Source organism: Mycobacterium sp. NAZ190054 (assembly GCF_001545925.1).
Classification (GTDB): Bacteria; Actinomycetota; Actinomycetes; order Mycobacteriales; family Mycobacteriaceae; genus Mycobacterium.
This window is the reverse complement of the sequence record NZ_LMVQ01000246.1, coordinates 19,436-33,336: the sequence shown is the minus strand read 5'-3', so window position 1 is coordinate 33,336 and position 13,901 is coordinate 19,436. Positions and strand designations below refer to the sequence as shown.

The following is a 13,901-nucleotide window of genomic DNA, read 5'->3' as shown; positions in this document are numbered from 1 at the left end:
CGTCAGGGTTGGGCAGTTGTAGTACCCACATACGGCATCACCGGTGAACCGGACGAAACGGCGCGCTCAAATCAGCGGAGATCAGCCAAGGTCGAAGTTTCCCTTTTGCAGCCGTTGCGGCGCCCGGATAGGCGGCCACGATGTCGACGCGGGGCGCGTGCGCGGCGCGGAGGGCGCCGAGGTAGGGGCGAACCTTGCCGTGATCGTCGACGATGCGCCCGGCGAAGCTCTGCAGATCCGACGTGGCGACCTTGTTCAGTCCGAGCGCCTCGAACACGCTGCCCGCGAAGCTCACCACGACACCGAGGCCGCGGGACCGCGGACGGGTCAGCCCCGGCTACGGTCCGGGCCGTGACCTGGTCGACGCCGGAGCGTTCGTGGTCCCCCGGCTGCGCCCGCCGCAGGCCCGGGTGCTGCTGATGGCGTCGCTCGCCGCGGCGGCCGCGCCCGAGCAGGTGTTCGCCCGCTGGGGCTGAAGCTCACGGAGTGTCCTGGCGGCCGAGCCGCGCGACGAACTCCGGCCAGTCCAGGCTGTCCACCGGGTTCGCGCGGGTGACCGAGGGATCGTCGGCGCGGAACGTACGCGTGGGTCCCGGGCCGCTGCTGCGCGTTTCGAAGCGCACCGTCATCACGCCGTGGCCCGCACCCTGCACCCAGCCGTGCCCGAGGTCGGGGTGCGCGACGTCGTCGCCGACCCGCCATTCCGGCGCCGACGGAGCCGGGTTCGCGGCGGGTTCGGCAACCCCGGTGCCGGTGACCTCCTCGGTGGCCATCAGCTCCAGATCCGGGAACAGCGATTCCTGCTGCACCTCCGAGAGCCCGGAGAACCCCACGCCGATCAGCCGGATGGGGCCGATGTCCACGGGGTCGAGCATCAACCGGCGGGCGGTGGCGATCAGGGTGCCCGCGTCGGTGGTCGCGTACGGCAACGTGGCGGACCTGGTCAGGATGCTCATGTCGGACTTCTTGAGTTTGACGGTCACCGTGCGCGCACCGCGGCCGTCCTTGAGCAGCCGCCGGTGCGCGTGTTCGCCGATCGGTCCGGCGGCCTCGGCGAGTTGCGTCATCGTCGTGAGGTCCTCGGGAAACGTCGACTCCGCGCTGATCTGTTTGGCGGGGGCGTTCTCGGCGACCGGCCGGTCGTCGATGCCGCGCGCCAGCCGGTGCAGTGCGGGACCGACGGTAGGGCCCAGGATGTTCGCCACCTCGGTGTCGCTGAGGGCGGCGAAGCCGCCGATGGTCTCGATGCCCAGCCGGTGCAACTTCTCCTCGGCCACCGGCCCGATGCCCCACAGCCGGCGCACCGGCAGACCGTCGAGCAGGGCCCGCTCCTCGTCGCGGGGCACCACGGTGATGCCGTTCGGTTTGGCCAGCCCGGACGCGATCTTGGCCAGCTGCTTGCCCGACCCCGCACCGACGGAGGCCACCAGCCCGGTGGCCTCGGCGACCTCGGCCCGTAACTGCTCACAGAACGCGACGACCTCAGCCGGGGACGCGCCGACCAACTCGGCGGGCTCACCGAACGCCTCGTCGAACGACAACTGTTCCAGGACAGGCACTTTGGCCCGGACGGTCTCGAAGACCCGGCGACTGGCCAGCCCGTAGACCACCCCGCGGGGCGGCAACACCACGGCCGCGGCGCCGACCAGCCGGCGCGCCTGGTGCATCGGCATCGCCGAGCGGGCACCGAACACCCGGGACTCGTAGCTCGCGCCCGCGACGACACCGCGGCCGCCGAGTCCGCCGACGAGCACCGGCCGTCCGCGCAGCGTGGGCCGGGTCAACTGCTCCACGGAAGCGAAGAACGCATCCATGTCCAAATGCAGGACCCATCGGGCGGCCACATCCGCCGATGCTAGGCCTGGCGGATACCGTGACCGGTATGGCACCCCCGCGCGCCGAGCCCACCGACGTCCCGATCCGGGACGCGTCGATCCGGCTCGGGCAGTTCCTGAAGCTGGCAGGGCTCATCGACTCGGGCGCCGACGCCAAGTCCGTGATCGCCGACGGCCTGGTCAGCGTCAACGGCGACACCGAACGGCGACGCGGCAGGCAACTGCGCCCCGGTGACGTGGTGGCGTTCGCCGGCCGCGGGGCGCGGGTCACCGACGGGTGAGCCCGGACAGGCTCAGGCCTTGGTGATCGCGACCCGCACTCCGTCGCCGATCTCGGCCCCGCCGTCCGGATCGCCGAACTCGAAGCTGGTCGCCAGGATCTCCCCGGCGATCAGGTCACGGTGGGTCTGCGCCCACTGCTGATGCTCGGTCGGCACCGAGATCACCACCGAGATGCGGTCGGACACCTCGAGCCCCGTGGACTTGCGCAGCTCCTGCAGCTCGCGGATCCGGTCCTTGGCCCAGCCTTCGGCCTCCAGCTCCGGGGTCACCGTGCCGTCGAGCACCACCAGGCCCGCACCGTCGGGCAGGGCGGCGGTGTAGTCGGGATCGGCGGCCACCAGCTTGGAGGTGTACTCGTCCGGAGTCAGGGTCGCCGGGCCCGCCGTCAGGGTGCCGTCGGGATTGACCACGGCCTCCCCCGCCTTGACCGCCTTGATCGCGGCCTGCACGTCCTTGCCCAGGCGCGGCCCGGCCACCCGGGCGTTGACGGCGAGTTCGAAGCGCCCGTGCGTCGCGATGTCGTCGGTGAGCTCGACGGACTTGACGTTGAGCTCGTCGGCGATCAGCTCCTTGTAGCGCTCGAGCCTGGCCGGATCCTCTACCGCGACGGTGAGTTTCGGCAGCGGCAGGCGCACCCGCAGCTTCTTGGCCTTGCGCAGCGACGACCCCGCGGACGCGACCTCACGCACCAGGTCCATGTCGGCCACCAGCTGCGGATCGGCGGGCAGCAGACCCTCCTCAGGCCAGTCGGTCAGGTGCACCGACCGCTCCCCCGTGACACCGCGCCAGATCACCTCGGTGATCAGCGGCAGCAGCGGCGCGGCCAGCCGGCTCGTCACCTCGAGCACGGTGTGCAGCGTGTCGATCGCGTCGGCGTCCTCCTCCCAGAACCGCGAACGTGACCGCCGCACATACCAATTGGTCAACGCCTCGGTGAACTGCCGCAGCTGGTCGCACGCCTGGGAGATGTCGCAGACGTCCAGCGACGCGGTCAGGTCGTCACGCAGCACGGCGAGTTTGGCCAGGATGTAGCGGTCCAGCACGTGCGTCGAATCGGTGCGCCAGGTGCCCTTGCCCGGCGCGTACAGCGCCAGGAACGTGTACGCGTTCCACAGCGGCAGCAGCACCTGCCGCACACCTTCGCGGATGCCCTGCTCGGTGACGATGAGGTTGCCCCCGCGCAGGATCGGCGAGGCCATCAGGAACCAGCGCATCGCATCGGATCCGTCGCGGTCGAACACCTCGGAGACATCCGGGTAGTTGCGCAGCGACTTGCTCATCTTCTGCCCGTCGTTGCCCAGCACGATGCCGTGTGACACGCAGGTCCGGAACGCCGGCCGGTCGAACAGAGCGACCGCCAGGATGTGCAGCGTGTAGAACCAACCGCGGGTCTGGCCGATGTACTCGACGATGAAGTCGCCGGGGTAATGCGAGTCGAACCACTCCTGGTTCTCGAACGGGTAGTGGACCTGTCCGTACGGCATGGATCCGGAGTCGAACCACACGTCGAGCACGTCCTCGATGCGCCGCATCGTCGACCTGCCGGTCGGGTCGTCGGGGTTGGGCCGGGTCAGCTCGTCGATGAACGGCCGGTGCAGGTTGTCCGGGCGCACACCGAAGTCACGTTCGAGCTCGTCGAGGCTGCCGTAGACGTCGATGCGCGGGTAGGCCGGATCGTCGGACTTCCACACCGGAATCGGGGTGCCCCAGTAGCGGTTTCGCGAGATCGACCAGTCCCGGGCGCCGGCCAGCCACTTGCCGAACTGCCCGTCCTTGACGTGCTCGGGATACCAGGTGATGTCCTGGTTCAGCTCGACCATGCGGTCACGGAACTGGGTGACCTTGATGAACCACGAGGACACCGCCCGGTAGATCAACGGGTTCCGGCACCGCCAGCAGTGCGGGTAGGAGTGCTCATAGGTGTCGTGACGCAGCAGCACCGCGCCGTTGGCCGCCGCCGGCCCGGAACCGTTCTTCAGATCGCGGATGATCTGCGGGTTGGCGTCGAACACGTGCTGGCCGGCGTAGTCGGGCACGGTCGCGTCGAACCGGCCCTTGGCGTCCACGGGCGTGACGGCCTCGATGCCGCCGGCCTGCGCGGTGGCCATGTCGTCCTCGCCGTAGGCCGGCGACATGTGGACCAGACCGGTGCCGTCCTCGGTGCTGACGAACTCGGCGGGCAGCACCCGAAAAGCGTTGGGCGAGTCCATGAAATACGGGAACGGCGGAGCGTACCGCACGTCGAGCAGGTCACGGCCGGTGCAGGTGCCGACGATGGCCGGCTCCTCGCCGAGCTCGCGCGCATACGCGGCCAGCCGCGCCTCGGCGAGCACGTAGCGGCGGCCGTCGGCTTCGACGACCACATAGGTGACCTCGGGATTGACCGCGACGGCCTGGTTCGACGGCAGCGTCCACGGCGTCGTCGTCCAGATCAGCAGGTAGGCGCCCTCAAGGTCACCGGAGACGATGCGGAACCCGACCGTCAGCGCCGGGTCCTGGCGGTTCTGGTAGACGTCGTCGTCCATGCGCAGTTCGTGACTGGACAGCGGGGTCTCGTCGTTCCAGCAGTACGGCAGCACCCGGTTGCCCTCATAGGCCAGGCCCTTGTCCCACAGCTGCTTGAACACCCAGATGACCGACTCCATGAAGCCGATGTCGAGGGTCTTGTAGTCGTTGTCGAAGTCGACCCAGCGCGCCTGGCGGGTGACGTAGTCGCGCCACTCGTCGGTGTACTTGAGCACCGACTCCCGGCATGCGTCGTTGAACTTCTCGATGCCCATCTCTTCGATCTGGGCCTTGTCGGTGATGCCGAGCTGCCGCTGCACCTCCAGTTCGGCGGGCAGCCCGTGGGTGTCCCAGCCGAACCGGCGCTCCACCTTGTATCCGCGCATCGTCCGGTAGCGCGGCACGATGTCCTTGACGTAGCCGGTGAGCAGATGGCCGTAGTGCGGCAGCCCGTTCGCGAACGGCGGCCCGTCGTAGAAGACGTACTCGGGTGCGCCGTCGCGGCGCGCGATGCTGGCCCGGAAGGTGTCGTCGCTCTCCCAGTAGCTGAGCACATCGGCTTCCAGCGCCGGGAACTTCGGTGCACCAGCGGCGGGCTTCGGATATGCGGTCACGGACGTGGTGCTCCCTCGTGCCAAATTCACGTTCAGGCACGGGGACGAACGTCGCGCCGGTGCGCGAGCGCCGCGGTACCACCCCGCTTGCGCACCATCGGTGCGCCACTCGTGTCAGGGCGATGACGGGCCCACCCGTTCGGTTCTACTAAGCGGGAGCACGCCTGCTCTCCCGCTGTTCTTCCGAAGGCTCCCCGGTGATGGCCGGATCGACGCCGATCGCCCCAGTTTAGCGGGCGGGGTTACAGCGGCGCTGCGGCGTCCGAGGTGATCTCGATCGCGGCCAGCGGGAACTGCTCGGCCATCTCCTGGACGGAGTACGCGTCCAGGCGGGACTCGTCGTACCACCAGTCGATCTGGAGCAGTCCGTCGACGCGCTGGACGCGCAGCTCGAGGGCGCGCGCGCTCGGCCCGTCGTCGACCCGGTCCTCGACATTGAGCAGCACCTCGGACTGTGCGACCGGGTGGCCGGCCGCACCGGCCAGCGCGCTGTGCGCCCCCTGCAGCATCTCGGTCGGCCCCATCGGCGCGTCCGCGGCGCACATCACCGAAACCGGGTGGTTGAGCCAGCGGTGACCACCGGTGACGTCGACCGCGACGGTTCCGTCGCCGCGGGTCCGGCCCAGGGTGCGGGCGAAGGCAGCCAGCAGGATCTCCTCGACCCGCACGCCCAGCCATTCCGCCGCGCCGTCGAGTTCTTCGGTCAGTTCGCTCGACGGCGCGGTACCGATCTTGCGCGAACGAGCGGGCAGCACGTCGACCGCGGGGCGATCGAACACGTCCAGAGTTACCGGCGCGGAGCCGACGGGCCGTTGTTTGACCTCGTCGGAGATGTAGGGAGCGACCATGTGGCTAACGGTACAGCGAATGTCCCAGAATTGGGAGACTGCTCCCAAAACTGTGACGGCTATGTCAATAAAGGGCGGGATATCTATTTGCCGGGAGGGGCTGCCCAAACCCGGGATCACAGATTAAGGTGGGTAAATGCCACGTACGGATGAGAACGGCAGACAGCTGAAGGCGCTGCTCGACTATCTCCTCGACGGAGAGATCGACGCCAAGGACATCATTGACGCGCTCGGCATTTCCAGCAGCACGTATTACCGGCGGATCAAAGAGGCCGACTACCCCTCCGCCGAGGAACTGCGACTCGTCGCCGACCGCTTCGCGCTTAGCTATCCCGATCTGCAGATTCAATTCGGGCTGATGAGCCGGCAGGAAGTGTGGCAGTACATCGAGGCGACGGGACCGGGCCCGCTGGTGGTGGCGGCGACCCCGGAGACCACGCAAAGGGTGGAAACGGCGCGCCCCAGGCGTCTCTCCGACCTGACGCCACGGCTGGACGCTCCTCCCCTTTAGCGGCGTCAGCACCTACAATTTGCTGACAACGTCTTGCTCGAAAGCGACACCTCATGGCCCTGGCATCCCTCATCGCGATCACGCTGTTGTGTATCGCGTGGAGCTTGTGGATCCGCCGCGTCACCTGGTCATGCCGGTGGGAGGTGGCCGCGACCCTGAACATCGCACTGCAGGGCGTCGCGGTGTTGTTGATGTCGCCACTGGCCTCCGAGACACTCGGGCCCCTGCTCCATTCTCTGACCGGGAAGTGGAACCTCGAGGACTACCTCGGCCACGATTGCTACATCGTCGCCGCGTCGGCCGTGGTGTACAACACGCTGGGCCGGCTCGAACAGGACCACGCATTGCAGCAACGCTTCCGTCAGCACATCGAGCGCCCGGCGACACTGTGCATCCCACTGCTGCTCGCCGCGTTCTGGCTCGGTAACGGCGCGTCGATCTACCGTCCCGACTTCTTCGACGTGCCCACCGACTTCTGGCTCAACCTGTACTGGCTGCTGCTCTGCGGCATGCTCATCTACCTGCTCTGCTACGGCGTCCGGGCGCTGATGATCCTGCGCACCGACCCGCGCTCGCGCCCGGTCGCCAACGTCTACCTCTTCGCGTCGGCCATGGGCATCGTCGCCTGCCTGGTGCGGATCACCACCGCACTGTTCCCGCAGCTGCAGACCGTGCAGGGCACCACGCTGGTGTGGGTGTTCGCCTGTGCCTGCGGCGCCGGCTTCGCGTTGACGTCGGCCTATTCGTGGCGGATCAAGACTCGGTGGTTCAGCGGCGCGAGACGCTGATCGCCCCGGTCAGACCGCCGTGGCGGTCAGGTCGGTGAACGGCGCCCCGTACTCGCGCACCGGTCGATACCCGTTGCGGCGGGCCAGCGCGGCACCGCGCCGGATCAGGGCCGCGGTGGTCACGAAACCCGCCTGGTCGCTGACCACCAACGGCGTGAGCAACCGGTTGTGCACGTACCCGAAGGACACCCCGGTCTGCGGATCCGCCCAGCCCAACGAACCTCCGAGACCGACATGCCCGAAGCCGGGCAGGACGCCCGGGATCGGCAGACCGTGATAGCCCATGTGGAACGACAGCGGCATGAGCATGCTGTGGTCGGGCCGCAGGCTCGGCCGGCCGATCAGCTTGGCCGCCGTCTCGCCCGACAGGTACTGGACGCCGTCGATGCGCCCGCCGTTGGCGATCGCGCCGTACATGCGGGCCAGCGCCCGCGCGGTGGCGACCCCGTTGGCCGCCGGGATCTCACTGTCCAGAAGCGGGGTGTCCCCCTGAACCAGGGCCTTCACACCGGGCAGGTACATCGCGCCGAAGACCGCCGAGAACGGTAGCGCCGCGATTCGCGGCGCCACCAGGTTGAACACCGGATTCTGCAGCCGCGTCTGCGGGCCGATGATCTGGGCGGGCTGCGTCGGCGCCTGTACCGGCGGCCGGCCGAGATGCAGCCCGTCGGTGTTCAGCGGTGCGGCCACTTCGGTGCGGATCAGGTCCCGCATACCTTTGCCAGTGACCGCCCGGGCAAGCCCGGAAAGCAGCCAGCCGAATGTGAACGCATGGTAGGCGGGCTTGCCGAGCAGCCAGCTGACCGGCGCCGCGGCCAGCTTCTCCTCCATCACCAGGTGATCGAGCAGGTCGGCCTTCACGGCCCCGTTGAGCTGGGACAGCCCGGCCCGGTGCCGCAGCGCGTCGCGCACCGTGATCGCCGACTTGCCGTTCGCACCGAACTCCCGCCAGTATTCGGCCACCGGAGCGTGGTAGTCGATCAGGCCACGGTCGTGAAGCCGGTGGATGACGGTGGCCGCAACACCCTTGGTCGCAGAGAAAACCATCGGGGCGGTGTCGGCGGTCCAGCGCCGGGTGCCCTTGCGGTCGGCCCAACCCGTCCACACGTCGACGACGGGTTCGCCGTCGAGGTACACCGACAGCGCACCACCGCCGAGGCGGCGCCACGGGAACATCTGCGCGAACGCCCGCACCGCGCAGGAGAAGTTGGGATCCGCAGCGCCCTGGACACCACGGGGCAACGCGGCCCCGTGGCCGTGTGAGAGCGCCGCATCGCGCTCCGGGTGGTTGACGCCCGTCACACTCCTGAATTTACTCCGGCGCGAACGGCAAACAATCCGGAATTTACCGATTCGTTAGCCGGCGCTTTTCGGCGGCGGCTCGGCCGCGTCGAGGATCCGCTGGGCGGCAAGTGCCGGGGTGAGCTCGCCGTCGCGGACACTGCGCTCGACCTCGGCGCGTATCGCACGTACGTCCGGGTGCGACAACACGCGGTCGAGCACGGTGTCGCGGACCATCGACCAGGTCCACTCCACCTGCTGGGTCCGCCGCCTCGCGTCGAACTCACCGGCCTCGGTGAGCACGTCGCGGTGCTTGAGGACCGTCTCCCACAACTCCGCCAGGCCCGCGCCGGTCAATGCACTCATCGTCAGAACCGGTGGGCGCCACAGGGTTTCACGCGGGTAGATCAACCTGATGGCACCGGTGAGTTCCCGCGCGGCGGCTTTGGCCTCGACCGCGTGCTCGCCGTCGGCCTTGTTGACCACCACGATGTCGGCGAGCTCGAGCACCCCTTTCTTGATGCCCTGCAGCTGGTCGCCGGTGCGGGCGAGCGTCAGGAACACGAACGTGTCGACCATGTTGGCGACCGTCACCTCGGACTGTCCGACGCCCACGGTCTCGACCAGGATCACGTCGTAGCCGGCGGCCTCCAGCAACACGATCGTCTCGCGTGTGGCGCGGGCCACCCCGCCCAGGGTTCCCGAGGTCGGCGACGGCCGGATGTAGGCGTCCGGATGCACCGCCAGTTTCGCCATCCGGGTCTTGTCGCCCAGGATCGAGCCGCCGGTCCGCGTCGAGGACGGATCCACCGCCAGCACCGCGACGCGGTGGCCCTGGCCGATCAGATGCATGCCGAGGGCTTCGATCGTCGTGGACTTGCCCACCCCGGGTACCCCGGTGATGCCGACGTGGAGGGCGTTGCCGGCCTCGGGCGCGAGCTGCAGTAGCAGCTCCTGCGCCTTTTGCCGGTGGTCGGGGCGGGTTGACTCGACGAGCGTGATCGCCCGCGCCAGGGCCGAGCGGTCACCGCTGCGGAGCGCGGCGGCGAGCTCGTTGACCGGCGGACTCATCTAGCTCAAGGTGTACCCGAGCCGGTCGGCCAGCTTGTTCAGCAGGCCGACCGCGGCGTCGGCGATGACGGTCCCGGGCGGGAAGATCGCCGTCGCCCCGGCGGCGTACAACTCGTCGAAGTCGCCCGGCGGGATGACCCCGCCGACCACGACCATGATGTCGGGCCTGCCGACGTCGGCCAGCGCGTCGCGCAGCGCCGGAACCAGCGTCAGGTGACCGGCGGCCAGCGAGGACACCCCGACGACGTGGACGTCGTTGTCGGCGGCCTGGCGGGCGACCTCTTCGGGCGTGGAGAACAGCGAGCCGACGTCGACGTCGAAGCCGATGTCGGCGAACGCCGTCGCGATCACCTTCTGCCCGCGGTCGTGGCCGTCCTGGCCCATCTTGGCGACCAGGATCCGGGGCCGGCGACCGTCGGCCTCGGCGAACTTCTCGACGAGTTCGGTTGCGCTGCTGACATTGCCGGCCATGCCCACCTCGTCTCGATACACCCCCGCGATGGTGCGGATCTCGGCCTGATGCCTGCCGTAGACCTTCTCCAGCGCGTCGGAGATCTCCCCCACGGTGGCCTTGGCGCGGGCCGCGTCGATCGCCAGCGCCAGCAGGTTGTTGCCCAGACCGTCCGCGCCGGCCTGCCCGGTAGCGGCCGCCGCGCGGGTCAGTTCGGCCAGCGCGGCCTGCGTCGCGGCATCGTCGCGTTCGGCGCGCAGCCGCTCCAGCTTGGCGATCTGCTCGGCGCGGACCCGGCTGTTCTCGACCTTGAGCACCTCGATCTCGTGATCCTCGTCGACCTGGTAGCGGTTCACGCCGATCACCGTCTGCTGCCCGGAGTCGATCCGCGCCTGCGTGCGTGCGGCGGCCTCCTCGATGCGAAGCTTCGGGATGCCCTCGTCGATGGCCTGGGCCATGCCGCCGTGCTCGGCGATCTCGGCGATGTGCGCCCGCGCCTTCTCCGCGAGCCGGTGGGTCAGCCATTCCACGTAGTACGAACCGGCCCACGGGTCGATCGGCCGGGTGGTGCCCGACTCCTGCTGCAGCAGCAGCTGGGTGTTGCGGGCGATGCGCGCCGAGAAGTCGGTGGGCAGCGCGAGAGCCTCGTCGAGGGCGTTGGTGTGCAGCGACTGGGTGTGCCCCTGGGTGGCGGCCATGGCCTCCACACAGGTCCGTGCGACGTTGTTGAACGCGTCCTGGGCGGTCAGCGACCAGCCGGAGGTCTGCGAATGGGTGCGCAACGACAGCGATTTCGCGCTCTTCGGGTCGAACTGCGACACCAGCTCGCTCCACAGCAGCCGGCCCGCGCGCAGCTTGGCGACCTCCATGAAGAAGTTCATGCCGATGCCCCAGAAGAACGACAACCTCGGCGCGAACTTGTCGATGTCCAGGCCGGCGTCCAGGCCGGCCTTGATGTACTCGACACCGTCGGCCAGCGTGTAGCCCAGCTCCAGATCGGCGGTGGCCCCGGCCTCCTGGATGTGGTAGCCGGAGATCGAGATGCTGTTGAACTTCGGCATCTTCGCGCTGGTGTAGCCGAAGATGTCGGAGATGATCCGCATCGACGGCTTCGGCGGATAGATGTAGGTGTTGCGGACCATGAACTCTTTGAGGATGTCGTTCTGGATGGTCCCGGCGAGCTTCTCCGGCGGCACGCCCTGCTCTTCGGCGGCGACCACGTACAGCGCGAGGATCGGCAGCACCGCGCCGTTCATCGTCATCGACACCGACACCGTCGACAGGTCGATGCCGTCGAACAGCTGGCGCATGTCCAGGATCGAGTCGATCGCCACGCCCGCCATGCCGACGTCACCGGCGACCCGGGGGTGATCGGAGTCGTAGCCGCGGTGGGTGGCCAGGTCGAACGCGACCGAGAGGCCCTTCTGACCGGCGGCCAGGTTGCGCCGGTAGAAGGCGTTGGACTCCGCGGCCGTCGAGAAGCCGGCGTACTGCCGGATGGTCCACGGCTGGTTGACGTACATCGTCGGGTACGGCCCCCGCACGAACGGCGGTTCGCCCGGCAGGCTGTTCAGCGGGTAACCCGCCTCGACGATCGCGTCACGGTCGGCGCCGATGTAGACCGGTTTGACGTCGATGCCCTCGGGTGTGGACCAGCCGAGTTCGCCGGCCGGATAGCCGTGCGCGGCCGCGGCGGCCGACACCTGCGCGTCGACGTCGGCGGGCGAGGGCGCCGTGACCGTGGCCTCCCCGTACAGCGGGACGTCGGCGAAGCTCTGGATGTTTCGGCGTTCGGTGGCGGTCATGTCACGCTCCCAGTCGGGTCAGCAGGTCCGACAGCGCGCTCACCGCGTCGATCTTCGCGGTGAGGTAGCCGTCGGGCTTCGAATCGGCTTCTGCCACTGCCTTTTCCGGCCCAGCCAGCAGGATGTGGGGCACTCCGGCGGCGCGCGCCGCCTCGACGACGGCTGCGACCTCACCCGCATAGCGGGCGTCGGTGCCGCAGATCACGGCAATCTCGGTGACCCCGGCCGCCGCGACGGCGGCGGCGACACCGGCGGCGTCCAACGGCCCCGGGTTGACGGCTTCGATCCCGCCGGACGCCAGCAGATTCGCGGTGAACGTGGTGCGGATGTTGTGCTCGGCCAATGGACCCAGCGGCAGCAGCAGCGCCTTGGGCCGAGCGCCCGTCTTCTCCAGATGGGCGTCCGACCGGTTGCGCAGCGCCTCGAACGCCGCCGCGTAGCGCTGCACGTGGGGCAGCGGATCCTGCTGCGGCAACGGAACTTCGGCGAGGTTGGGGAACTCGTTGACACCGGTGACGGCGGTGCGCCGGTGCGCGATGTCGTCGGCGCGCCGCTCGGCGACGTCGGCGATGCGGGCGCTGATGTGTCCGCGTGCGGCGGCGAACCCGCCTGCGGCCTCGATCTCCTGGAAGTTCTGCCACGCCTGCTCGGCGAGACGACGGGTGAGGTCCTCGATGAACCAGGACCCGCCGGACGGGTCGAGCACGCGGCCGAGGTGCGATTCCTCCAGCAGCAGCAGCTGGGTGTTGCGGGCGATGCGGCGCGCGAAGCTGCGTGCGGTGCCGGGGAATCCGCCGGCGATCGCGACGTCGAACGGCTGCACCACAAGGGTGTCGGCTCCCCCGACCCCGGCCGCGAACGCCGCGACGGTGGTGCGCAGCATGTTCACCCACGGGTCGCGTGCCGTCATCATCGGCAGCGACGTGGTGGCGTGCAACGTGGCCGCCCCGGCGTCGGGCTCCCCGACGACCTCCGCGACGCGGGCCCAGAGTTGGCGTGCCGCACGGAGTTTGGCGATGGTCATGAACTGGTCGTCGTCCGCGGCGACGCGGAAGCTGATCTGCCCGAGCGCCTGCGTGGTGGTCAGCCCGGCCTCGGTCAGCAACCGCAGATAGCTGACGCCCGCCGCGACGGCCGCACCGAGTTCCCAGGAGGCGTTCGCGCCCGCATTGTGGAAGACCGGACCGTCGACGGTGATCGTGCGCACGTGGGTGCCGTACTCCAGCGCCTTCTCGGCGGTCGCGACGACGTCGGCGATGTCGGGGGCCGGGCGTCCGGTCAGTGGCGCCGTCAGCGGGTCGGCGCCGAGATCGACCGACAGGCGGGAGCGCTGGTCGGTGTCCAGACCGGTCAGCAGCCTCAACAGCGCGTCGGCCGCCGCACGGTGGGCAGCGCCGTCGCCGGACACCTCCAGCATCACCGGCACCAGGTCCAGGTACACGCCGTCGAGCAACCGCTCGAGGTCGGCGGGTGCCACGGCGCCGTCACCGACGCGCAGCAACAGGGCGCTGACGCCTTCGGTCAGGGCCAGCAGAATCGCGCCGTTGGTCTCGGCGACACTGCCGGCCTCGGCCGGGAACGCCTCGGCGACCTTCCAGCCGGACTTCACGTCCCGCAGTGCGTCACCGCCGCGGACGAACGGCCACCGACCCGGCAGGGCGGGCTCGGGCAGTTCGTCGGCGCCCGTGTAGAGCGGCCGGATCGGGAAACCGTCGTAGGTACCCGAATCGAGCAGACGCTCGGGCTCGGCGGGCAGGTCGGCGGGATCCTTTTTCAGGGACTTCGCCAGTACACCCGCCACCGCGGAGCGCCACCGGTCCAGATCGGAGTCGATTACGCCGCCGGCAGCGCCGGCGCTGGGGTTCTGCACAGCCACCAGGCTAAATGATGGGCGTCACACCGGTGTGGGC

10 protein-coding genes and 2 pseudogenes are annotated in these 13,901 nt (G+C 69.3%); 4 read left to right on the top strand and 8 right to left on the bottom strand.

Translation table 11 applies throughout. The annotated features are described in order from the left end of the window. Positions 1–106: 106 nt before the first annotated feature. Positions 107–322 (bottom strand): annotated as a pseudogene (locus ASJ79_RS31165) (L-asparaginase); the annotation flags it as partial. Between ASJ79_RS31165 and ASJ79_RS17535 the strand changes: the two are divergent. Next, positions 321–476: pseudogene (locus tag ASJ79_RS17535) on the top strand (L-asparaginase); the annotation flags it as partial. The pseudogenes ASJ79_RS31165 and ASJ79_RS17535 sit on opposite strands and share 2 nt — an antisense overlap. A 3-nt stretch (positions 477–479) precedes the next feature. Here ASJ79_RS17535 and ASJ79_RS17530 read toward each other — a convergent pair. After that, positions 480–1,844: a DNA polymerase IV gene (locus ASJ79_RS17530; RefSeq protein WP_082753896.1), complete on the bottom strand. Its 1,365-nt coding sequence runs from the start codon at positions 1,842–1,844 to the stop codon at positions 480–482. A 38-nt stretch (positions 1,845–1,882) separates the two neighbouring features. Between ASJ79_RS17530 and ASJ79_RS17525 the strand changes: the two genes are divergently transcribed. Continuing rightward, positions 1,883–2,116 (top strand): RNA-binding S4 domain-containing protein, encoded by a 234-nt coding sequence (locus ASJ79_RS17525; RefSeq protein WP_067957670.1) that lies wholly within the window; start codon positions 1,883–1,885, stop codon positions 2,114–2,116. Positions 2,117–2,128: 12 nt separating this feature from the next. Here the strand turns inward: ASJ79_RS17525 and ileS are convergent, their stop codons facing one another. Continuing rightward, positions 2,129–5,236, bottom strand: coding sequence for an isoleucine--tRNA ligase (ileS, locus tag ASJ79_RS17520; protein ID WP_067957667.1), 3,108 nt, complete (start codon positions 5,234–5,236; stop codon positions 2,129–2,131). Positions 5,237–5,478: 242 nt separating this feature from the next. Next, positions 5,479–6,084, bottom strand: coding sequence for a hypothetical protein (locus ASJ79_RS17515; RefSeq protein WP_067957664.1), 606 nt, complete (start codon positions 6,082–6,084; stop codon positions 5,479–5,481). A 136-nt stretch (positions 6,085–6,220) separates the two neighbouring features. On the opposite strand from ASJ79_RS17515, the gene ASJ79_RS17510 reads away from it, so the two are divergent. Together ASJ79_RS17510 and ASJ79_RS17505 are read left to right on the top strand one after the other, a co-directional pair. Continuing rightward, entirely contained in the window at positions 6,221–6,595 is a 375-nt protein-coding gene (locus ASJ79_RS17510; RefSeq protein ID WP_067957661.1) for a DNA-binding protein, read from the top strand. 53 nt (positions 6,596–6,648) lie between these two features. After that, on the top strand, positions 6,649–7,383 hold the full coding sequence (locus tag ASJ79_RS17505; RefSeq protein WP_067957658.1) for a hypothetical protein: 735 nt from the start codon (positions 6,649–6,651) through the stop codon (positions 7,381–7,383). A gap of 9 nt (positions 7,384–7,392) precedes the next feature. Here ASJ79_RS17505 and ASJ79_RS17500 read toward each other — a convergent pair whose 3' ends face one another. Genes ASJ79_RS17500 through mutA form a run of 4 tightly spaced genes read right to left on the bottom strand, consistent with a single transcriptional unit; the run spans position 7,393 to position 13,867 of the window. Further along, on the bottom strand, positions 7,393–8,685 hold the full coding sequence (locus tag ASJ79_RS17500) for a serine hydrolase domain-containing protein (protein WP_067957655.1): 1,293 nt from the start codon (positions 8,683–8,685) through the stop codon (positions 7,393–7,395). A gap of 54 nt (positions 8,686–8,739) precedes the next feature. Further along, complete coding sequence (gene meaB, locus ASJ79_RS17495) at positions 8,740–9,735, bottom strand: methylmalonyl Co-A mutase-associated GTPase MeaB (RefSeq protein ID WP_067957652.1); 996 nt, start codon at positions 9,733–9,735, stop codon at positions 8,740–8,742. Then, the gene (gene scpA / locus ASJ79_RS17490) at positions 9,736–11,991 is read right to left on the bottom strand and encodes a methylmalonyl-CoA mutase (RefSeq protein WP_067957648.1); all 2,256 of its coding nucleotides are present in this window, start codon (positions 11,989–11,991) and stop codon (positions 9,736–9,738) included. 1 nt (position 11,992) lies between these two features. Further along, the gene (gene mutA, locus ASJ79_RS17485) at positions 11,993–13,867 is read right to left on the bottom strand and encodes a methylmalonyl-CoA mutase small subunit (protein ID WP_067957645.1); all 1,875 of its coding nucleotides are present in this window, start codon (positions 13,865–13,867) and stop codon (positions 11,993–11,995) included. Positions 13,868–13,901: the final 34 nt, after the last annotated feature.

What these genes read in the sequence shown, in the direction of transcription:
- ASJ79_RS17525 (WP_067957670.1), top strand. Translation starts at nt 1,883, where the DNA reads ATGGCACCCCCGCGCGCCGAGCCCACCGACGTCCCGATCCGGGACGCG.
- ASJ79_RS17515 (WP_067957664.1), bottom strand. Translation starts at nt 6,084, where the DNA reads ATGGTCGCTCCCTACATCTCCGACGAGGTCAAACAACGGCCCGTCGGC.
- ASJ79_RS17510 (WP_067957661.1), top strand. Translation starts at nt 6,221, where the DNA reads ATGCCACGTACGGATGAGAACGGCAGACAGCTGAAGGCGCTGCTCGAC.
- ASJ79_RS17505 (WP_067957658.1), top strand. Translation starts at nt 6,649, where the DNA reads ATGGCCCTGGCATCCCTCATCGCGATCACGCTGTTGTGTATCGCGTGG.
- meaB (WP_067957652.1), bottom strand. Translation starts at nt 9,735, where the DNA reads ATGAGTCCGCCGGTCAACGAGCTCGCCGCCGCGCTCCGCAGCGGTGAC.
- scpA (WP_067957648.1), bottom strand. Translation starts at nt 11,991, where the DNA reads ATGACCGCCACCGAACGCCGAAACATCCAGAGCTTCGCCGACGTCCCG.